This is a genomic window from Actinoplanes utahensis (genome assembly GCF_016862455.1).
Lineage (GTDB): Bacteria > Actinomycetota > Actinomycetes > Mycobacteriales > Micromonosporaceae > Actinoplanes > Actinoplanes utahensis.
This window is the reverse complement of the sequence record NZ_BOMZ01000063.1, coordinates 71,304-91,806: the sequence shown is the minus strand read 5'-3', so window position 1 is coordinate 91,806 and position 20,503 is coordinate 71,304. Positions and strand designations below refer to the sequence as shown.

The following is a 20,503-nucleotide window of genomic DNA, read 5'->3' as shown; positions in this document are numbered from 1 at the left end:
GGTCCTCCTTCGCGTTCGCGCGGGGTCCTCAGTCGCCTTCGCGCGGGGTCCTCAGTCGCCTTCGCGCGGGGTCCTCAGTCGCCGAGCGTCTCGCGCAGCATCGCCAGCAGTTCGGCGCGGGTGTTCGCGCCGAGCTTGCCGCGGATGCGGGCCACGTGGTGTTCGACCGTCTTCGGCGCGATGTAGAGCTGCGCGCCGATCTCCCGGTGGGTGCTCCCGGCCAGCACCAGCCGGGCGACGGTCACCTCGCGTTCGGACAGATTCCCCGAACCGGTCGTGAGGGCTGCCGCGCCGCCTTCGGCGTCCGGCTCGGACAATTCGCGGGCACGTTCCAGCAGGCGGCGGGCCACGGTCCCATCAGCGGTACGGATCGCCGCCTGCCCCGCCAGCCGCGACGCCTCCCACGGCAGCTCCGCCGCGACCAGGTCCTCGGTCGCCGCCAGCACCGCCTCCTGATCCACCCGCCCGTCGAGCACCTCCGCCCACCGCTGCGCCGCCACACACTGCGCCCGCGGCCGGTCCGCCATCCCCACCGCCCTGTCCAGACCGCCATCGTCGTCCGGTTCGCCCCGGATCGCGGTCAACCGCCCGGCGACAGCGGCCGCCGCCGCGACGTCCTCGGTCGCGATGGCGGTCTGCAAGCGCAACCATTCCAGGGACACCGACCATGTGACCGGCCGGCCGAGCCCCGCCACGATGCCGTCGAGCAGGCCGATCACCGGCGCGACCCGGTTGAGGCGGCGCAGCCGGGCCGCGGCCACCGCCAGTTCCTCGACGGCTTCCAGCTGCCACAGGTCGACTGCGCGCCGGGCCAGCAGCGGCTCGACCCCGATCCAGGCGTCCCGCAGCCCCGCGATGTCCCCGCGCCTCCGGGCGATCCCTGCCGCGAGGGCCGCCCGCAGCAGCCGCTCCCGGCCCGGCAACTCCCCTCCGGGCGGGAACCGCAGTTCGTGCAGGGCCGTGTCGTACCGCCCGGCCCGCATCCGCGCCCAGGCCAGCAACAGCCGGTGCCGTTCGTCCGCCACCGGGCCACCGACGCGGCCCGTGCGAGCACGCGCGAGCAGGTGCTCCGCCGTCCCCACATCCCCGGCGGCCACCGCGACGACGGCCGCGACCGCGTGCGGCGTATCCGGCAGCACCGCCGGCGGCGCACCCCGTTCGACGGCTTCCGCCGCCTCGATGAGCAGCGGCAACGCGATCATCGGCCTCCCCGCGGCGAGGGCCCCTTCGGCAAACCTCGCCAGCGGGCCCGGCGCCACGGTGGCTGCCGCGGCTTGCGCTTCCGCGACACGACCGATTCCGATCAGCGAAGGTACGGCCATCGCCGGCCCCGGCAACGGCGCGCCCAACAACAGTTCCGCCGCCCGCGAGGCCCGCCCCTGATGGGCCGCGACCGCCCCCGCCACCAGTGCCAGCCGCCCGCCGCCGGAACGGTCGCCATCACCGAACGCCCCGCCCTCTCTCCCACGCGGCCACTCACCGTCACGTGATCCGTACGTCCCTCCCCCAGCACGTGACCCACCGTCAGACGCCCCGTCGCGGCGCGACCCGTGGCCGCCCGACCCTGCTTCGCCACCGCGCGCCCCGAAGCCTCCCGACCCTGCTTCGCCACCCCGCACCCCGTGGCCTCCCGACCCTGCTTCGCCACCGCGCGGCCCGTAGCCGCCCAGCCCTGCCCCGCCACCACCGGACCCGTAGCCTCCCGGCCCTTCGTCGCCACCGCGGGACCCGTGGACTCCCGGCTCTTCGGGTGCCGGGATGCCGAAGGTGAACTGGTCCACGTCGACCGGCATCCCGAGCAGCGCACCCGCCTCGGCTCGTCCCGGCGCCAGTTCCGCCAGGTCACCGCCGGCGTCGGCGGCCTCGTCGAACCAGCCCAGGGCGGCCGCCGGATCCACGAACCGCAACCGTTCACCGGCCTCCCGGTAGACCACCGAGGCGACCGTGGTCACCGCCCGCGCCGCGCGCAGGTGCCCGGCTGCCGCCACCGGATCGGTCCCGGCGGCGATCAGCGCGCCGGCGATGGCGTCGTGCACACGTCGTCGTTCCGCCCCACCGAAGACGGCCAGGATCGCCTCGGCCATCGCCGGGATCATCCGTTCGCCGTCCGGCGCGATCAGCCCTTCCTCGCGCAAGGTCCGCAACACTGAGGCGAGTCCGTCCGGATCGATGCCACAGGCTGCCCCGATCACGTGGTCGGGCAGGTCGAGCCGCAACGCCAGGATCCGGGCCGCCGTCACCGTGGTGTCATCCAGCGTCGCGAACCGCCGCTGCACCCGCGCCACCAGTACCGGTGGCACCACTCCCGAAGGCGCAGCGGCGACCGCGGCCGCGACCGTCGCGAGCCCCGCCGACGCGGTGCGGACGGTCTCGGCCTCCTCCGGGGTGACCGGCCGCCCGGTCACCGAGGCGACCAGGCGGGCCACCCCGTCCCGGTCCAGCGCACCGAGCAGTTCCACCCCGTCGGCCGAGGCCGGCTCGTCGAGTTCGGCCAGTTCGGGCCGGTCGATCGTGGGCCGTCGCGAGATCACCATCGGAACGCCGCCCCGGCAGGCCGCCGCCAGCCCGGCAAGCACAGCGGCATCGAGCCGATGCGCATCATCCACGATGACCAGACTCACGCCGCCCGCGAACCGCCCAGCCGCCCCCCTGTTCGCGGGCTGCCCGTCCACGGGCTGCCCCACAGCCTGGCCAGCGGGCCACCACACCGCCCCGCTCACGGTCGCGGCGATCTCTCGGAGCCGATGGGTACGCCCCGACCCGTCCACCCCGACCACGACCGTCACATCCGCCCACCACCATCCGCGCGCGGGTAGTCGACCGAACTCTACGCGCCCTCCCCTGCTCCACCGGACTGTCGAGACGCCGACCTGACATCCCGCGCGACCAGCACAATGGCCCGTTTCGGTTCCCTCGGCCCGGTCTGTTGAGGGGCGGGCATGCCCGGCTCCGCTCCCTTTCCGGCCGGCTCTCAGTGCTGTCTCGGACCGGCGAGACAGCAGTGGCAACCAGCCGGAGAACCACGGCTGGCTTTTCACTGCTGCCCCGAAAGTCGGCCATCACCTAAGCTCACGCCTTGATCGATAGCGTTATGTCAATCGCGCCCAGCGGCCGACTTGCACGCACGGCACGGGCGTCGCAAGGACACGGATGGCTGTCTCGAAACCGGGCGGGGCAGCAGTGGCAGCGGGCCGGAAAGCCTCGGCTGGCTCTCACTGCTGGCTCGCGCCGGTCGAGACGACGACGAGAGCCAGCCGGGCAAGATCTGCCGCTGCGCGGACGGTTCGCGTTCCCTTGGAGTGGGCGTCCGCGGTGGTCCGAGCTGGAACTGCCACGGCAGAGCCGGAGGTGACCGGAACGGGCATGCATGACCGCACCGGGGGCGGTCATGAGGGGAGGCCGGCCGTGGCCGCCTCGTTCAGATGGCGCTGCTCGGCGCCACCCCGAACGGGTTGTCGATGACGTAACGCCAGGCGCCGTCGGCGCCGCGGCGGGCGACGTCGGTGGCCGTCCCGGAGATGTGCACGGCCGTGCCGTCCGGGCCGGGGCCGTCGATGGTCCAGTCGACGATCAGCAGGGCGATGTCGCCGGCGGTGTAGACGTGTCTCGGGCGTACGGTGATCGGCAGCCCCAGGGCCAGGAACCGCTCGTTCGCGACCGCCCGTTCGCGACCGGTGACCGGATCGCCCGGGGCGGGGACGAGGACGGCGCTCTCCTCGTACATCGCCTCGACCGCGGCCGGATCGCCGCTGTTGAACGCCGCGGCGAAGGCCGCCGGGTGGCGCGCAGCCTCGATGGCCCACGACAGAATGAGTTCGTGATCGGACATGACCCCAGCCAAGCGGACGCCGTCGCAGCTCACCAAACGGTAAGCCGCCGGCGAGCCGCCCGATGAGCCGCCGGTGGGATCCCGAGCTCGTTCCGGACGGCACGGGCCGCACCGACCGTCCCGACCCGGACTGCCCGGTGGAACGGGCGCTGCTGGCGGTCGGCGGCCGATGGACCACCCTGGTGCTGCGTGAGCTGATGCACGGGCCGCTGTCGTTCAGCGCGCTGCGCGCCGCCCTCCCGCGGATCAGCGACAAGGTCCTGGACGAGCGGCTGCGTGGGCTGCGTGCGCAGGGACTGGTGGAACGGCGGGCCGTCAGCGGGTTCCCGAGCCGTGTCACGTACCTTCTCAGCCCGGCCGGGCAGCAGCTCCGGCCGCTGCTGATCGAGCTTTACCGCACCGGTGTGCGCCTGTCAGCGGCGGCCGGCTCCCCCGGCATGCTGGGTGTGGACGGTGTCGGTGAGGCGCTCGGCGCTGGCGGCGATGCGCATCACGACGTCGAGGCGCTCGCCCGGCTCGATGGCGCGGGCGTCGGTGAGGAGGCGGCGCAGCGCCTGCACTTCGGTCAGATGGCGGTCGAGGGCGGTGACGATCTCGGCGTGCAAGGTGGCTCCCCAGGGATGACGTGACGGCCGGGCGTTCACCGCCACGGCGGTCAGCGTCCACCGTAGGCACATCCGCCGTTACCCGCCGCACCTGTGTGAAGACCGCCACCGTGACGGTCGTCGCGGCTTCTCACAGCGGTCGCGGCGTGACGATCTGATCAATGATCGCCTCACAGGGACAGCCGGGATCCGCTCGCTCCGCGACCGGCTGGATCCGGGCGGCCAGCAGCGCCATCAGGATCAGGCCCACCGCCATCCCGGCGAGCGAACCGGCGATCGGCCGGCCCCGGCGCCGGGCCCGCAGGGCCGTCACGAGCACGGCCACCGTGGCGGACAGCGCGATCAGGTAGGCGACCGCCAGACCGGCGCCGAGGGAGTCAGCGGGATCCGCATGCCCGATCAGCAGGCCGATCCACAGGAAGGCGACGATCGCCACGAGGTAGCCGAACAGCCCGGAGATGAACGCCATGCCGGTCACCTTACGAGTCACGGGCGGGGCGGAGGTTTAGCGTGGTCCCGGCAGCTCACCCCGATGTGAGGAGACGACACCCTGCGGGACCTGGTCTACACCGGCTTCATGTCGCTCGACGGCGTCGTCGACTCGCCCGGCGGCGGGCCGGGCGAGGCGCAGGGAAGAGCCTTTTCGGCCGGGCCGACCGGGACAAGCAGATGCTGACGCTGCGGGAGTCGGAGAGCTACTCCAACGGGATCCTGAAGCTGGTGTACGACGTGACCCGTTCCGAGTAGAGGGCCGCCACCGGTTCCGGTGGATCGGGTCATGCCGTCTGCTGTTCGACGAACCTGTCGATGAGGCGCTCCATCTCCTCCGGCCCTGCGGCGTCCACCACGATCGCATCGTTGCCGTTGGCGACCGTCACTTTCCCACCGGACCGGCGCGACCAGGCGACCAGCACGTCGAACACTTCGCGCATCCGGGACGGCGGCGGCGACACCTCGACCATGAGTATGCCGGTGGCCCGCGTCCCGGCGCCGGAATCTGCCGGCGGCACACTCTCCGACGGGAATCGCACCCACCCGACATCGAGTTGCGCCAGATCGTCGCGCAGCCGCCGCACCTGTCGTTCGAGGAGGTGGGCTCGGTCCTCGCCGAGGTCGATCGTGATCGCCAGGAGGAAGCCTGGCGGCATGCCGATGCCGTCCCGTTCCCGGCGCAGCTGCTGCAGTCTGGTGGTGAGGGTGGCGGGAGCATCACCGATCCGGACGGCTTCTTCGAGCTCGGCGATCGCCGCGTCGAAGTCACCCAGCTGTCGGTGGATCATGGCGATGCCGTACCGGGTCTCGGCCTCGCCGGCCCGGTCCTGCATCTCCCGCCGGATCCGCAGGGCCTGCCGGTGATCGACGAGAGCTCGCTGATGCTCACCCAGGGCTTCGTGCAGGCGGCCGATGGCGGTGAGAGTGATGGCTTCATCCGCACGGTGGCCACCCTCCCGTTGCAGCTTCGACAGCCGGCCGTAGTGATACAGGGCCTGCTCCAGCTCACCGGCCGCCTCGAGAGTGCCGGCGAGCCTGCTCCGCGTGTCCAGATTGTAGGGATCAACCGGCGAGAACCTCGGATCACAACCGGCCAGGACCCCCTCGTACAGGGCGATGGCTTCAGCCGACCGCCCCACGATCCGGTAGACATCGGCCAGGCCCCGCTTCACATTGAGAACGTTGAAGTCATCAGGGCCCAGATGTGCTTCGCCGTCGGCTATCGCGGCGGTGTACACCGTGATGGCCCGGTCCGGCTGTCCCACCGTCTCATAGACCTTGCCGAGGTTCCGGGCGAGGATCGCCAGCGTTCCCTGATGGGAGCCCGGTCGTTGGTCGGCCACTCTCCTACCGATCTCGACGCTTTCTTCAGCGGCTGTCACGGCTTCGGCACTCCGGCCGGCGTCTCGCAGCTTGATGGCGAGGACGCCCAATTCCAGGGCGAGCTCCGGCAGATGCTCGTCGGGGTCGTCCCGGGCGAGCGCACGGAGGCTCCAGACCTTTCTCTGGGTAGCCACCAGCGCGTTCTCTTCCGGAACGGGCGATGACTCCATCGATACGGGCGGCGAGGTCTCGGTCAGATAAAACAGAACCGCCTCGACGCGGTTACGGACTCCGAGCTTGCGATAGACGTGTCCCGCATGCGAGGAGACGGTCCGTTCACTGATGGAGAGCCTTCGTGCGATGTCGCCGTTGCCGAGCCCCTGCGCCATAGCGATCAGCACTTCGAGCTCGCGATCATTCAGCATGACCAGCCAGCTGCCGTCTCGAGCCACCAGCCGGGGCGCACTCGGCTGATCCTGGGTGGCCCGCGCCGGGTCGGACGCGTCTCGCGGGAAGTGCTCCGCCTTCACCTCCAGGTATTTCAGGACCGCCTGGGTCCGGGTCCGGACTCCGAGGCTCTGATAAACGCCTCTGAGGTGCGAGGAGACGGTTCTCGGGCTGATGTGCAGATTCCATGCGATCTCGTCGTCGTCGAGTCCCTGCGCCACCCCGGCCAGCACCTCCCGTTGGCGCGGAGTCAGCCGGGACAGTACGCCGGTGTCGGCCGATTCGGATGCGGCGATCTCGGAGGGTTCGAGGACGCCGGTCCACAGCCAAGCCACGCCGGGGTCCAGTGACGCCTGCTGGAACACGCTGTGGGGCTGTTGGTCGTTGCGCACCGTTGCGGCGTACAGATCGTCGGAGATCGCGGCGGCGAGGTCCAGATCCGGACGAGCGGCCATGACCTCGCGCAACGCGCCACAGTGCTGAAGCCGCAGCATGTCGGCCAGAAGCCGCTCCATGTCACCGAGGGCACTGGCCACCGCGGCCGAGACGCACAGTCGAAGCCGTAGTGCGTCCGCCCGACCGGCGTTGAGCCGTTGCAGGTGCCTGGTCGCCGTGGTGAGCACGAACTCGAGAGCAGAGCGCGGTTCGATGTACGGGGGAAGGATCACCGCCATCCCCCGGCCGAGATGGATCCTCTCGGTTCCATCGCCGTCCGCTACGAGGCCCTCGAAGATCTCGTCGAGGACGGCACCCAACAGACGGTGGTCTTCCCGGCGGCTTGTCGCGTCGACGGGCGCGACATGAAAGCCCACCCGTGCCCGCGGTGACGCCGGTTCGGGTTCTGCGGGCAGGTTGCTTCGGTTCGCCGCCGCGGCGATGCGCGCCTGTGCCTCCAGACGGTCGGCGAGCAGCGCGAACCGGGGGCCGAGACCGCGCAGCACCGGGGCGGCGATCTGAGCGATCGGCCAGGCGCCGGCGCCCAGCTCGGGGATCTCGGCGGTCTCGGGCGCCCGGAGCAGGGCGGGGAAGTCGAGTGCCTGCCGCCCGAACCGGTCGGTGACGTATCTCGACATCAACGACAGGACCCGGACAGCTCCGGCCCGGTCGGTGCCGTCGAGCAGCAGTTCCCGTACCCCCGGAAGGAAGTCGAACCGAACCGTCTCGATGTCGGCGCCGGGCCCGGTCGCGCCGCGCTGCTGGATGAGGCCGCTGAGGTATACCTCGGCGAGGTGGGTGGGCGCCGACCGGGGCAGCATGACCCGCTGCACGAGCCGCATCGCGGGCAGGGTCAGTGGTGCGGCGGCCAGGTAGCCGGCGAGCTGCTGGGCGGTCGGTGACGCCAGCGACAGGAAACGCCGCACGAGTTCCGCCGGGTCGGTGGGTCCGGGCTCGCGGGTGGTGGGATCGGGTGGCAGCAGGACGGCCGCGCCTTCGGCCCGCCCGATCATCGCGGCGCGGCGGCGGATCGCGGTGAGGCTCAATTCCAGCACGGGTACGGCGTTGCGCTCCTCGGCGGGTGCAGCCGGATCACCGGTGGCGGTACGGGTGCGCAGCCCGGTGGACCGCCACATGCGGCGAGGGAGCAGGCAGAGCACCTGGATCCGGTTGGCCGTGGCCCAGCGCCGCAGTTGGGCATGCATCCGTCCGTCGTGCCAGGCAGCGCCGATCCCGTCGGTGACGACCAGCATGAGCAGCCGGCCGGTCGGGTCGGTGATGGCGTCGGCGTCCATGGCGGAGGCGACGCGGGCGCCCAGCGGCAGCAGAGTCAGGTCGCCGGCGCTGTCGCTGTCGACGGTGTGACCGCGGATGGCCCGGAAGGCTCCCAGCCGCTGCGTCAGCAGCAGCAGCTCCCGGACCGTCGGGCCCCAGATCGCCATCGAGGAGGAGGAGTCCACGATGACGGCCAGGTCGGCGGCCGGCTCGAGACGCGGCCGCAGCACCGGGATCCACAGGCGATCCTGCGCGATGCGGGCCGCCGTCTCGTCCTCGTCCACGTCGAACAGGTGCGACGAGGGGGTGCGCCGGCGCAGGGGCCGGAGCGCCCGCCCGAGCGCGAGCGCATGCGGCAGGGCGGGCACGCCCGGACTGCGCAGGCGCAGCGCGTCGACGGCTTCGCCGTCCGGTTCCTGATCGGAGGTGTACGGGTGCAGGTCGGCGGCGGCCGCGGCGCTCTCGGCGGCGGCGACCGGCATGGGCCGGGCGGGGCCGGTGGACGGGGCGGTGTGCGGCGCCGGCTCGACACGTGCCGGGGTGTGTGGCGTGACGGGACTGTCGATGATCCATGCCAGCCACAGCATCTCCGCCACGTCGACCGCGGTGGGCTGGAGCCCGGCCGCTCGGAGGGCGGTGACGATGTCCGCGAACACGGCCGGCTCAGGCCGGTCCGGGCGCGTTGAGATCCCGCAGCACGTGCTCACTGACGGCGGCCAGCATGTCACTGTCGCGGTCCGGGTCGGCCGAGGAGTAGCGCAGGTAGACGGCACTGAGGAGCTGGTCGGTGGCGAAGGAGCCGCTGCCGGTACGCCGGGCCACGAACTCTTCGATCAGGTCCCGTGCCCGGGCGGCGGCGTCGTCGCCCAGGTGGGCGGCGATCATCGCGGACAGCTGGGCGGCGTCCGGCTCGGCCAGGGTGACACGGAGGCAGCGCCGCAGGAAAGCCGGCGGGAACTCCCGCTCGTCGTTGCTGGTGAGCACGATGAAGGGGAACGCCAGGCACTGCACCCGCCCGTCCCGTACGGTGGTGCGGCCGTCCTGGTCGCACGTCTGCACCTCGACCTCGGGCTGCCGCCCGGCCAGCCTCCGCAGCTCGGTGATCTGGTATTCGCCGTCCTCGAGGACATTGAGCAGGTCGTTGGGCAGGTCGACGTCACTCTTGTCGATCTCGTCGACGAGCAGGACCCGGGGTCTCTCGAAGGGCAGGAGAGCGGTGCCGAGCGGGCCGAGGGTCAGGTAGTCGCCGATGGCGGACTCGTCGTCCGGGGCGGCCTGGCGCCTGCGTCCCGCCGCCGACTGGCGGATGTTCTCGTCGCGGAGCCGGCCGATCGGGTCGTACTCGTACAGGCCGTCACGCAGCGTCGAACGGCTGGAGATCGGCCAGTTCAGGACCGGCCCCAACCGCAGCTCGTGCGCCACCTGGTAGGCCAGGGACGATTTGCCCACCCCGGGTTTGCCGGTCACCAGCAGCGGCCGGCGCAGATACAACGCCGCGTTGACCATGTCGATCACACCCTGGCGGGCGGCCGCGCTCGCGGCGTTGACGCCGAGCCGCCGCCGCGCTCCGATGCTGCGGTCGGGCGGTGTGGGCAGTGGCGGGCCGCCGTCGAAACTCCGCCAGTTCGGCGGTGGGGGCAGGCGGTGGATGCCGTCGTGCGGCCGGCCGTCGCCCTGGTAGATCCTCCACGTGTTCATCGGCACGCTAACTCCTCGGTTGCGGGGCGCTGACCGGATAGCTGGGCGGTGGTGGCCGGGTCGGGTCGTCCCAGAGCAGCACGACGTCGCGGTGGTCGCTGCCGTCCTGCCAGCCGGCGTGGCGGAAGGCGCGGACCGAGTCGGGGAACTGGGTGACGAGCCGGCCCCGTGACAGGCCCTCCAGCACCGCCCGGCACGCCGCTTCCGCCTTGTCCCCGCGCAGCCAGGCGGCGACCGGTGTGCCGGTGGCCAGCACGGCGTCGACGGCGGCCGGCTCACGGTGCATCAACGGGCACGTCACGGCGATCCAGGCCCAGGCCGGGCTGTCCGGGCCGTCGGTCTCGACGATCTCGGTCGAGGGCAGCCAGCGCACCGATTCCTGGGCGGGCAGCTCCGCGCCCGCGCCGGCCACGAGGCTCTTCCAGCGGTCCGACAGCTCCGGCCCGGCCGCGGCCGGGCGGTCCAGCGGCCGGACGGTGACCTGGTAGAGCGCGCCGAGCCGGTCCCCGCCGGTCAGGGTCCAGGTGTCGACCGGGAGATTGAGGTGGCGGGACGGCAGCGCGAACTCGATCAGCGGACGGCGGCCCGGGTCGAGTGCGCCGTGCGCGTAGCGCCCGATGAACTCCCCCAGCCACTGCCGCAGCTCTTCGAGGGTGACGACGTCCTCCGGGCCGCAGTTGGGGCCGAACGGTGTGCCGGTCTGTCCCAGCCACGCCATCACCGTGAAGGTGCCGTCCTCCACCGGCTCCAGCCGCACCAGCAGACACGTACGAACGTCCGCGCCGGCGGCGGGAGGAGCCGGGGCGTCACGCAGCGCGGTGACCTCCACCCGCCGGTGCCGCGGGACGAGGGTGAGGCGGTGGTCGATCCAGGTGCGCAGCGCCTGAACGCCGCGTCGCTGATTGCTGTGGTTGGCCAGCAGTTGCAGAAACCGCAGCAGTGGGACCGCGGTGCCCCGGCGCTCCAGCTGCCGCACGGCTCCGATCATGGTGGACACCGTCGCCGGGGCCGGAAGCGGCCGGGTGGCCTCGACGAACAGCGCCGGCACGTCCGCGCCGCCGGTCAGCGAGATGCCGTCGAGCAGGGTCAGCAGCTCGGTCCGCTCGGCGGCGCCGAGCAGGCCGGGCTCCAGTGCGAGAGCCCGGTCGCATTCGTCGAGCAGTGCGCGGGCCGGGCCGGACTCACCGAACAGCAGCCGCGCCGCTTCGCGCATCGCGCGGACGCCGCCACGGACCTGCAGGCATTGCCGGATCAGGGCGACGAGGTCCAGCCGGCATATCGGGTTGCGGGCCACCGCCAGGGTCAGCGCCGGCTCCTCGGCGCGCAGCTCCTCCTCGACGAGGCTCAGCAGCATGGTCCTGGTCGGCATCTCGGCAAGCGCTTCGATCCCTTCCATGGCCGTCACCAGGGGCAGCTGCGACCCGGCCACCCAGGCGTGCCGGACCGGGTCGGACGGCATGCCGGTCAATGCCTGTCCCGGGCCGCCGGAACCCGGGGCGGGCGGGCACGGTCAGTCATGTCCAGGGATCCTTCCAGCGCCACCCCGGATTCCGCGACCACCCATCCGGTCAAAACGCCAAGGGGCATCCGGGACATGACCGGCCGGGCGGGAGACCTAGTTCGGATCGATCTCGCTCAGGTCGCACTGGTTCGGCAGGCGCCACGACGTGGGGTGACCGTTCCAGACCACTCGGAACTTCCGGACGGAGTAGCCGATCGCGTAGAAGCCGGCGGCATCGTCGACATCCTGGTGGTACTCGATCACGGATGAGCCCGTGTCCACCCGCAGCTTCGTCGTGGCCCCGTCGTAGGGTGCCGGGTCATCGATGGTGAACATGAACTTGGCATTGCCCTGGCCCGGGAAACTCCAGTACCAGCTGACCGCGCTGACCATGTCGCCGTTGTCCGCGTAGAACCTGATGTTCTGGCTCTCGGCGCCGTAGGGCGAGCATCCCACCGTTCGGTAGAAGGCGAACGCCGGGGAGCCGAACACGGCCACCGACGGCACCACCACCGTGGTGAGCACGAGAGCGCGGGCGACGAGCTTTCGGAGAACCTTCACCTGACCTCCGATCAAGACATCGAGACCCGCCGATGATTTCATGCCCGGGTGCTGCCGGGAACCCCCGGCGGGCCAGACTGTCGGATCACCTGACGATGGACGACGTCGATGTCCGGGGCGCGTAGTCCGCCTGCGGGCTCCTCGGCGCCGCCGACAGTGAGCTGCTCGCGCACATCTCCACTGCCGACACCGCCCGCGACCTCGAACACCTGCGCCGGCTCGCCGGCGACGAGCAGCTGTCGTACCCGGGCGAGTCCTACGCCACCTAGCCCTGACCGGCCGGCACCCGCGCCGGAGCACCCGGCGGGCCGAGCCACGGATCGAAGGGCCGAGCTCGATCCTTATGCCGCCATGACGGACCGGTGACTTCAATGGCGGCATGGAACGAACCGCGACCCCGCTCCGCATCGCCGTCGTCAGCCTGATCCTGCTGGGCGTGGCGAGTGTCCTGTACGCCGTGCGGCAGCCACTGCTGATGTCGGCGCCGAGGTGCCTGACCGGACAGTGGCACGGCTGCTACGACACCGAGAACGGTGTCGTGCTGATGACGCTGGTCGGGCTGCCGGTGGCCGCGCTGCTGGCGTGGGCGCTGGCGAGCTACCGGAGTGCCGGCGGCGTCTCGGCGTGGCGGCGGTCGGTGGCCGAGGTGGGCATGGTCTACGGGACGGTGCCGCTGGTGTGGCTGACCATGATGCCGGGTCCGGGCGCCGGGCTCAGCACCGGCCGGGTGAGCCTCGTCCCGCTGCGGGATCTGGCCACGATGGGGCCGATCGGGATCGGCGGGAACCTGCTGATCCTCGCGGCGCTCGGGTTCTTCGCACCGATGCGGTTCCCGGCGCTGGCGTCCGTGCCGAGGATCCTGGCGCTCGGGGCGGGCTGCTCGATGCTGGTCGAGACCGCCCAGTACGTGCTGCGCCTGGACCGGGTGTCGTCAGTGGACGACGTGCTGCTCAACGCGGCCGGCGCGGTGCTTGCCGGGCTGGCGTCACGGCCCTGGTGGCGTACACCGGGCTGAGAGAAACGGCGAACGGCGAGGGCCGGGGCACTCGCCGTTCGCGCTGTCAGAGGCGTCCGGCGCCGGCGCCGGCGGTGACCAGCGAGGGCACCGAGGCGGCCGGATCGAGGGTGTACGAGTAGTAGGCGCGCGGCTCGGCCACCGTGCCGCCGGCTTCGCACGGGCCGGAGCCGGTGAAGACGTTGGCGCGCTGGATCAGGCGGCCGGGGCCGCTGTCGGCGTAGCCGCTGGTGGAGAAGCAGGGGTACGGGACCCCGCTGAAGTTGTTGCCCTCGACGACCACGCCGGCGTTCATGGTGGACGCGACCCCGTACAGCTCGTTGCCGTCGAAGTAGTTGTTGTAGACGTGCACCGGCTCACCGAACCGGACCCGGGGATGCCGCTGCCGGGACCCGTCGAACCAGTTGTGGTGGATGCTGACCTTGAGATGGCCGATGTCGCTGGACGCGGCGCCGTCGGAGTGGCCGATCAGCATGCTCTTGTCGGTTCCGGCGAAGTGGTTCCACGCCACGGTCACGTAGTCGGCGCCGCGCACGATGTCGATCGACCCGTCGACCGGGCTGACGAACGTGTTGTGGTGGATCCAGATGTGGTGCGACTGCTGACCGACGTTGATCGCGTCGTCCTCGGCGTCGACGAAGGTCAGATTGCGCACGATCACGTTGTACGACTTGTAGAAGTCGAGGCCGCCACCGCGGATCGTCGGGTTCGCGCCGACGCCGACGATCGTCTTGTTGGGGCGGACCCCCTGTTTGCTGGTGATGTCGATGGTCCCGGACACCTGGATGGTCAGGTGGCCGACGGTGTCGATGGCGTCGAGCAGCTCGTCGGTGGTGTCGACGGTGACGGTCGGGCCGGCGGCGCCGCCGGTGGTGGTGGCCAGGCCGAGAGCAGCCACCGACGCGAACCCGTCGACGGCCGGCGCCGCCTGCGCGGGCGCCGCCGCCACCAGGACCGATGCGGCGGCCAGCACGGCCGCGAGGAGGATCCTCACCTGCCCACCCCCGCCCCCGCGGTGACCAGTGCCGGGACGTTCGCGGCCGGGTCCAGCGTGTAGGAGTAGAACGTGCGCGGCTCGGTCACGGTGCCACCTGCCTCGCACACTCCGGAGTTGACGAAGACGTTGGCCCGCTGCACGAGGCGGCCGGGGTTGCTCTCGGCGTAACCGCCGGTGGAGTGGCAGGGGTACGCCACGTTCTCGAAGTAGTTGCCCTCGGCGACCACTCCGGCGTTCTCGGTGGACGCGATGCCGTACGCCCCGACGTTGTCGTAGTAGTTGTTGTAGACGTGCACCGGCTCGCCGAACCGCACCCGGGGATGCCGCTGGTTGGAGCCGTCGAACCAGTTGTGGTGGTAACTGACCCGCAGATATCCGATGTCGTCGCGGTAGTTGTCGGAGTGCCCCAGCAGCATGGTCTTGTCGGTGCCGCGGAAGACGTTCCAGGACACCGTGACGAAGGTGGACTTGCGCTTGATGTCGAGCGAGCCGTCGTACCCGGGACCGAACTCGTTGTGGTCGATCCACACGTGGTGGGCGCCGTTGGTCACGCTGATCGAGTCGTCGTCGGCGTCGGTGAACCGGATGTTGCGGATGATGACGTTGTTGCCGGGCCGGGTGGTGGTGCCCAGCTGGAGGCCGCCGCCGGTGATCTCCGCGGTCGAGCCGACACCCAGGATGCTCTTGTTGGCGACCACGGTGATCATGCTGCCCGTCGATATCCGGCCGGAGACCAGGATGGTGTACGGCGTGTTCGCTCCGGCGTACCGGGCCAGGTCGGCGGCGGTGGTCACGGTGACGGTGGGGCCGGCCGCGCCACCGGTGGTGCCGGTGAGGCCGAGGCCGGCGACCGAGGCGAAGCCGTCCGGGGCGCCGGGTGGGGCGGCCGCGGCCGCGGTGGCGGGCAGTGGGAGGGACGCCACCAGGGCGAGGCCGAGAACGGTGGGGATGAGCCGTCTCATGGCAGGTCACACCTTTCCGACGCCGGCGCCGGCCGGCACGATCGTGGGCACCGAACTGGCGGGGTCCGCGGTGTAGGCGTAGAAGGTCCGCGGGTCGGTGACGGTGCCGCGTACCTCGATGGCGTGGTTGCAGTCGACGAGGATGTTGTCGCGCTGCACCATCCGCCCGAGCGGGCCGCTGAAGTCGACCCGGCCCGGGTTGTTGACGCTGTAGAAGTAGTTGCCCTCCACGAACAGGCCGGCGTCGTTGGTGGACGCGATGCCGTAGCTGTTGTCGCGGAAGTAGTTGTTGTAGACGTGCACGACCGGGGCGAACCGCACGCGCGGGTGCCGCTGGTCGGAGCCGTCGAAGTAGTTGTGGTGGTAGGTGACGCGCAGCCGGCCGGCGTCCTGGGCGCCGTTGTCGTCGTCGTGGCCGAGCAGCAGCGTCTTGTCGTGGTCGTGGAACCTGTTCCAGGAGACGGTGACCAGGTCGGAGCCGCGTTTGATGTCGACCGCGCCGTCGTCGCCGTCGGAGAAGTCGTTGTGGTCGATCCAGATGTGGTGGCTGAACATCTGGACGTTGATCAGGTCGTCGGAGGCGCCGGAGAACCGGAGGTTGCGGATGATCACGTTGTTGACCGCGCCGGCCGGCGGGGTCGTCGCGGAGGTGACCGGCAGTCCGATGTTCAGGCCCCCGCCGACCAGGGCGGCGGTCGAGCCGAGGCCGATGATCGTCTTGTCGGAGGTGACCGGGTGCATGCCGTCGTTGGCGCCCCGGGGCAGGGTGATGGTGCCGGAGACCTGGACGACGTACGGGCCGGGACGGGAGATGTGGTCGAGGAGGGCGGCGGCGGTGGAGACCGTGACGACCGGCCCACCGGCGCCGCCGGTGGTGGTGGCGCGGCCGTACCCGGCGACGGTGGCGAAGCCGTCCGGACCGGACGGTGCGGCCACCGCGGGGCGGCCCGCGACGGCGGGTGCGACGACGGCGCCCGCCGCTGCGGCGAGGAGGGTCCTGCGATGCATGTCGGGTTCCTTACTGCGCGGAGTGCGGGGCGGGACGGCGACAGCGCCGTCCCGCCCCCGAGCCGTCAGACCGTGATGCGCCCGGCGCCGGCGCCGGCGGTCACGCTCGCCTTGACGCCGGCGGCGGCGTCCCGGGTGTACTCGTACGGGATGGCGGCCACGTCGCCGGCGCTCTCCGGGGTCCCGGAGCCGACGAAGACGTTGTCGCGCTGCACCAGGTCACCGGGGCCGCTCTCGGCGTAGCCGACGGCGGTGGGCCGGGTGACGTTCTCGAAGTAGTTGCTCTCCACCAGCACGCCGGCGCCCATGGTGGACGCGACGCCGTAGTCGGCTCCGTAGTAGTAGTTGTTGAACACGTGCACCGGGTCACCGAAGCGGACCCGCGGGTGCCGCTCCTTGCTGCCGTCGAACCAGTTGTGGTGGTAGGTGACGCGCAGCTTGCCGCGGTCGGCGGTGTGCCCGTCGTCGTGGCCGAGCAGCATGCTCTTGGTGTGGTTCTGCACCCGGTTCCACGAGACGGTGACGAAGTCGGACGCCCGCTTGATGTCCAGCGCGCCGTCGTACCCGCCGTCGAAGGTGTTGTGGTCGAGCCACACGTTTGTCGAGCCCTGCACGTTGATCGCGTCGTCGTCCCAGCCGCGGAAGGTCAGGTTGCGGACGATGACGTTGCGGGCGCCGCTGATGTTGAGGCCGTTGTCGAGCACGGCGCCGCTCTCGCCGAGGACCGTCTTGTTCGACCGGACGTCGTTCATCTTGTCCGGCATGGTGAGCGTCCCGCGGACCCGGATGATCAGCGGTGACGAGGACTCCAGGGCGTCGGCGAGGGCCTGCCCGTCGGAGACGGTGACGGTCTGCCCACCGGTGCCGCCGGTGGTGCCGCCGTTCTGGGTGGCCCAGCCGACGAGTCCGGGTGCGGGCTGCGGGTTCGGGTCGGTGGGGTCGGGGGTGGGGGTCGTCGGGCCGGGGTCCGGCACGCCGATCCGGCCGGCGCCGGCCTGCGCGGTGACGGCCGCCTTGACCTGGGCGCACGGCAGCAGGGTGTAGGCGTACGGCACTCCGGTGACGCTGCCACCGGCCTCACCGGCGCCGGAGTTGACGAAGCAGTTGTCGCGGGCCACGATCCGGCCCGGTCCGGAGGACGCCTCCCCGAGGTGGTACGGGTCGTCGACGTTCTCGAACGAGTTGCCCTCGACGATCACGCCGGCGTCCTCGGTGGAGGCGATGCCGTAGTCGCCGGTGTCGTTGTAGTGGTTGTTGTAGACGTGCACCTGGTCACCGAACCGGACGCGGGGGTTGCGCTGCCGCGTGGCGTCGAACCAGTTGTGGTGGTAACTCACCTTGAGCCGGCCGACGTCCTGCGCGGCGTTGTTGTCGTCGTGGCCGAGCAGCATGTTCTTGTCGGTGCCGTCGGCGTGGTTGTAGGAGACGGTGACGTACGAGGAGCCGCGCTTGATGTCCACGCCGCCGTCCGACCCGGTGGTCCAGGTGTTGTGGTCGATCCAGATGTGGTGGCTGAACATCTGCACGTTGATCGCGTCGTCCGGCCAGCCGCTGAACCGCAGGTTGCGGATGATCACGTTGTTGACGGCGTTGGCGGGCGGCGCGGTGATCGCGTTGTCGATCGGCAGGCCGATGTTCAGGCCGCCGCCGGTGATGGTGGCGCCGGAGCCGAGACCGATGATGGTCTTGTCGGAGCTGACGTCGTGCATCGGGCCGGGCAGGGCGATGGTGCCCTGCACCTGGACGATCAGCGGGCCGGGCCGGGCGATCGCCTCGGTGAAGGCGGCCGCGGTGCTGACCGTGACGGTCGGGCCGCCGGTGCCGCCGGAGGTGCCGTTCTGACCCCAGGCGTCGACCGAGGCCCAGCCGTCGGCGACGTTCGGCGCGGGCGGCGGCTCGAGGGTCGGGCTGGTGCTCACCGAGCCGGACGGGTCCGGGGAACCGCCGGTGGTCACCTGGACGTCGTCGAAGCTCGCGCTGGTGTAGAAGGTGGCGACCCCGACCCGGCCGCTGCTCCAGCGGGTGTCGGTCGCCTCGGTGAGCAGGGCGCCGTTGACGTACCCGCGCAGTGACGACCCGGCGACCTCGAGCTTGAGGGTGTACCAGGCGCCAGCGGTCACCGCGACCGGCGCGGTGTCCAGAGTGGCCGAGGAGCCGCCGTCGAGACGCTTGAGCTCCACGGTGTTGTTCGATCGCAGCGCCAGATAGTAGTAGCTGGTGCTGCTCTGCACCCGGGCCAGCACCGCGGCGAAGCGGTTGGCGCCGTTGAACGCGATCGGCTTGACCCGGGCCTGGACGGCGTAGTCGGTCCAGGTCGCGGTGCCGGCCAGCGCCCGGGCGTCACTGCTGGTGCTGCCCTGGCGGTAGACGCGGGAGCCGTCGGTGGCCACCGACCAGCTGCCCCCGTTGGTGGTCCAGCCGGTGGCGTTGCCGTCCTCGAAGTCGTCGCTGAGCAGCGTGGCCGCGTGGGCGCCGGTCATCATCCCGAGCACCAGCGTGGCGGCGGCCACCCCGGCGCCCAGAGCCGCGAAGAGTCCTTTCCGTGCCTTCATCTCAGAGCCTCCCCACGCCTGCGCCGGCGGTGACGATCGACTTCACCTGGTTGGGGTCGTCGAGGGTGTAGCTGTAGTAGGTGGACGGCTCCTGCACGGTCCCGGAGCAGTCGGGCGCCCCGGACTCGCCCACGAAGACGTTGTTGCGGGCCACACAGCGGCCGGACGGTCCGGCGTACGTGTTGGTGACCGGCTCCTCGACGTTCTCGAAGTAGTTGCCCTCGACCATGCAGCCGGCGTTGTTCTGGCAGGCCACGCCGGTGTCGGTGTTGTAGAAGTAGTAGTTGTTGTAGACGTGCACCGGCTCGCCGAACCGGACCCGCGGGTTGCGCTGCGGCGTCGCGTCGAACCAGTTGTGGTGGTAGGTCACCTTGAGCCGCCCGGTGTCCTGCGCGCCGTTGTCGTCGTCGTGGCCGAGCAGCATGTTCTTGGTGTGGTGGTGGGTGCGGTTCCACGACACCGTGATCAGCGACGAGCCGCGCTTGATGTCGATCAGCCCGTCGTAGCCCCGGGACAGGTCGTTGTGGTCGATCCACACGTGGTGCGAGAACATCTGCACGTTGATCGAGTCGTCGCCGGCGTTGGTGAACGTCAGGTTCTGGATGATCACGTTGCGCACGGCGTTCGCCGGCGGTGTCGTCACGTTCGACGCCGGCAGGCCGATGTTGAAGCCGCCACCGGTGATCCCGGCGGTGGCGCCGACACCGACGATGGACTTGTCGCTGGTGACGTCGTACATGCCGGCGGGCAGGGTGATGGTGCCGACCACGCAGACGGTCAGCGGGCCGGGCGTGGCGATCGACTGCAGCAGCTCGGCGGCGGTGTCCACCTGGACGGTGGGGCCGCCCGCGCCGCCGGTGGTGCCGGCCGCGAACCCGGTGGCGGCGCCGGTGACCGCGCATCCGCCGGGCGGCGGCGGGGTGGTCGGGGTCGGCGACGACGGTGACGGTCCGGGTCCGGGCGCCGCGGTGTCGACCGCGACGGCATCGAAGATCGCGTTGGTGTACGCCGTGACGAGCCCGATCCGCCCGCTGGCGAAGGCGCTGTCCGTCGCCTGGAGGACCTGGGCGCCGTCGACGAATCCGGTCAGGGTGCTGCCCCGCACGGAGAGCGCGAGGGTCCGCCAGGTGCCGGCGCCGCCGCCGACCGCGGTGGTGGCGAGCGCGGTGGCCGTACCGCCGGAGACTCTCTGCAGTTGGGCGGCGCCGCCCCCGGTCAGGACGAGGGTGTAGTACTGGCTGCTGGATTGGGCTCGGGCGGCGACCCCGGCGCTGCGGGTGGCGTTGCCGAAGGTGACCGGCTTGACCCGGGCCTGCACGGTGTAGTCGGTCCACGAGCCGCTGCCGGCCAGGGCCCGGGCGTTCGTGCTGGTGCTGGACTGCTGGTAGGCGGGGGTGCCGTCGGTGACGATCGACCAGGCGCCGCCGTTACGGGTCCAGCCGTCGGCGTTGCCGTCGTCGAACGTGTCGGTGAACAGGGACTCGGCACGTGCGGGGCCGCTGAACACCGCACTGAGCAGTAGCACCGACGCCGCCGCTGCGACGCCGGTGCCGAGCCATCGGACTCTTCTCATCAAGATCCTCGTCAAGCCGTCGGGAAACGGGACGGGTACGCGGAATCGCCACCGTGCCGGGACAGCGGCGGCGTGAAACACCGGTAGGAATTGGCCTGCGTAACATCCGCGAAACCTTGGGCCGACCATAAAATCGGGTATCGGAGCACGTCAATGCTTCTTGTTTGCAGGTTTGTTGCATTAGCACCCACTGCGAAGCTTGACGGATTGACCCGCCTCGAACCCTCCGG

General features: G+C 71.2%; 13 protein-coding genes and 2 pseudogenes. 3 read left to right on the top strand and 12 right to left on the bottom strand.

Annotated elements, in window-relative coordinates:
* Window positions 1–74: 74 nt before the first annotated feature.
* Window positions 75–2,606 carry a helix-turn-helix transcriptional regulator gene (locus Aut01nite_RS22925; protein ID WP_152629177.1) on the bottom strand — a complete coding sequence of 844 codons (2,532 nt, stop codon included), beginning with the start codon at window positions 2,604–2,606 and terminating at the stop codon, window positions 75–77.
* A gap of 812 nt (window positions 2,607–3,418) precedes the next feature.
* Window positions 3,419–3,829, bottom strand: a complete 411-nt coding sequence (locus tag Aut01nite_RS22920) for a YybH family protein (RefSeq protein WP_043533932.1) — start codon at window positions 3,827–3,829, stop codon at window positions 3,419–3,421.
* A gap of 137 nt (window positions 3,830–3,966) precedes the next feature.
* Between Aut01nite_RS22920 and Aut01nite_RS44630 the strand changes: the two are divergent.
* Window positions 3,967–4,233 (top strand): annotated as a pseudogene (locus tag Aut01nite_RS44630) (winged helix-turn-helix transcriptional regulator); the annotation flags it as partial.
* 331 nt (window positions 4,234–4,564) lie between these two features.
* On the opposite strand, the gene Aut01nite_RS22910 reads toward Aut01nite_RS44630, so the two are convergent.
* A complete protein-coding gene (locus Aut01nite_RS22910; protein ID WP_152629178.1) occupies window positions 4,565–4,903 on the bottom strand; it encodes a hypothetical protein in 339 nt (112 codons plus the stop codon).
* An 81-nt stretch (window positions 4,904–4,984) separates the two neighbouring features.
* Between Aut01nite_RS22910 and Aut01nite_RS44875 the strand changes: the two are divergent.
* Window positions 4,985–5,059 (top strand): annotated as a pseudogene (locus tag Aut01nite_RS44875) (dihydrofolate reductase family protein); the annotation flags it as partial.
* 151 nt (window positions 5,060–5,210) lie between these two features.
* Here the strand turns inward: Aut01nite_RS44875 and Aut01nite_RS44385 are convergent.
* The 4 genes from Aut01nite_RS44385 to Aut01nite_RS22890 form a co-directional block, all read right to left on the bottom strand.
* Window positions 5,211–9,062, bottom strand: coding sequence for an SAV_2336 N-terminal domain-related protein (locus Aut01nite_RS44385; RefSeq protein ID WP_052164720.1), 3,852 nt, complete (start codon window positions 9,060–9,062; stop codon window positions 5,211–5,213).
* Between the two features lie 7 nt (window positions 9,063–9,069).
* Window positions 9,070–10,104: an AAA family ATPase gene (locus Aut01nite_RS22900; RefSeq protein ID WP_043533973.1), complete on the bottom strand. Its 1,035-nt coding sequence runs from the start codon at window positions 10,102–10,104 to the stop codon at window positions 9,070–9,072.
* 7 nt (window positions 10,105–10,111) lie between these two features.
* Entirely contained in the window at window positions 10,112–11,563 is a 1,452-nt protein-coding gene (locus Aut01nite_RS22895; RefSeq protein WP_043533934.1) for a VMAP-C domain-containing protein, read from the bottom strand.
* 156 nt (window positions 11,564–11,719) lie between these two features.
* Complete coding sequence (locus tag Aut01nite_RS22890; RefSeq protein WP_043533935.1) at window positions 11,720–12,166, bottom strand: hypothetical protein; 447 nt, start codon at window positions 12,164–12,166, stop codon at window positions 11,720–11,722.
* A gap of 379 nt (window positions 12,167–12,545) precedes the next feature.
* On the opposite strand from Aut01nite_RS22890, the gene Aut01nite_RS22885 reads away from it, so the two are divergent.
* Window positions 12,546–13,181, top strand: coding sequence for a VanZ family protein (locus tag Aut01nite_RS22885; protein ID WP_043533936.1), 636 nt, complete (start codon window positions 12,546–12,548; stop codon window positions 13,179–13,181).
* 46 nt (window positions 13,182–13,227) lie between these two features.
* Here the strand turns inward: Aut01nite_RS22885 and Aut01nite_RS22880 are convergent, their stop codons facing one another.
* The 5 genes from Aut01nite_RS22880 to Aut01nite_RS22855 all read right to left on the bottom strand — a co-directional run bounded on the left by Aut01nite_RS22880 (window position 13,228) and on the right by Aut01nite_RS22855 (window position 20,273).
* Window positions 13,228–14,175, bottom strand: a complete 948-nt coding sequence (locus Aut01nite_RS22880) for a pectate lyase family protein (protein WP_043533937.1) — start codon at window positions 14,173–14,175, stop codon at window positions 13,228–13,230.
* The gene (locus Aut01nite_RS22875) at window positions 14,172–15,140 is read right to left on the bottom strand and encodes a pectate lyase family protein (RefSeq protein ID WP_043533938.1); all 969 of its coding nucleotides are present in this window, start codon (window positions 15,138–15,140) and stop codon (window positions 14,172–14,174) included. The genes Aut01nite_RS22880 and Aut01nite_RS22875 overlap by 4 nt, the downstream gene beginning before the upstream one ends.
* 6 nt (window positions 15,141–15,146) lie before the next feature.
* Entirely contained in the window at window positions 15,147–16,148 is a 1,002-nt protein-coding gene (locus tag Aut01nite_RS22870) for a pectate lyase family protein (RefSeq protein ID WP_043533939.1), read from the bottom strand.
* Between the two features lie 65 nt (window positions 16,149–16,213).
* On the bottom strand, window positions 16,214–18,700 hold the full coding sequence (locus Aut01nite_RS43660) for a pectate lyase family protein (protein WP_239124611.1): 2,487 nt from the start codon (window positions 18,698–18,700) through the stop codon (window positions 16,214–16,216).
* A 1-nt stretch (window position 18,701) separates the two neighbouring features.
* A complete protein-coding gene (locus Aut01nite_RS22855; RefSeq protein ID WP_043533940.1) occupies window positions 18,702–20,273 on the bottom strand; it encodes a pectate lyase family protein in 1,572 nt (523 codons plus the stop codon).
* Between the last annotated feature and the right edge of the window lie 230 nt (window positions 20,274–20,503).

What these genes read in the sequence shown, in the direction of transcription:
- Aut01nite_RS22895 (WP_043533934.1), bottom strand. Translation starts at nt 11,563, where the DNA reads ATGCCGTCCGACCCGGTCCGGCACGCCTGGGTGGCCGGGTCGCAGCTG.
- Aut01nite_RS22875 (WP_043533938.1), bottom strand. Translation starts at nt 15,140, where the DNA reads ATGAGACGGCTCATCCCCACCGTTCTCGGCCTCGCCCTGGTGGCGTCC.
- Aut01nite_RS22870 (WP_043533939.1), bottom strand. Translation starts at nt 16,148, where the DNA reads ATGCATCGCAGGACCCTCCTCGCCGCAGCGGCGGGCGCCGTCGTCGCA.
- Aut01nite_RS22910 (WP_152629178.1), bottom strand. Translation starts at nt 4,903, where the DNA reads ATGGCGTTCATCTCCGGGCTGTTCGGCTACCTCGTGGCGATCGTCGCC.
- Aut01nite_RS22920 (WP_043533932.1), bottom strand. Translation starts at nt 3,829, where the DNA reads ATGTCCGATCACGAACTCATTCTGTCGTGGGCCATCGAGGCTGCGCGC.
- Aut01nite_RS22900 (WP_043533973.1), bottom strand. Translation starts at nt 10,104, where the DNA reads ATGAACACGTGGAGGATCTACCAGGGCGACGGCCGGCCGCACGACGGC.
- Aut01nite_RS43660 (WP_239124611.1), bottom strand. Translation starts at nt 18,700, where the DNA reads ATGAAGGCACGGAAAGGACTCTTCGCGGCTCTGGGCGCCGGGGTGGCC.
- Aut01nite_RS22855 (WP_043533940.1), bottom strand. Translation starts at nt 20,273, where the DNA reads ATGAGAAGAGTCCGATGGCTCGGCACCGGCGTCGCAGCGGCGGCGTCG.
- Aut01nite_RS22885 (WP_043533936.1), top strand. Translation starts at nt 12,546, where the DNA reads ATGGAACGAACCGCGACCCCGCTCCGCATCGCCGTCGTCAGCCTGATC.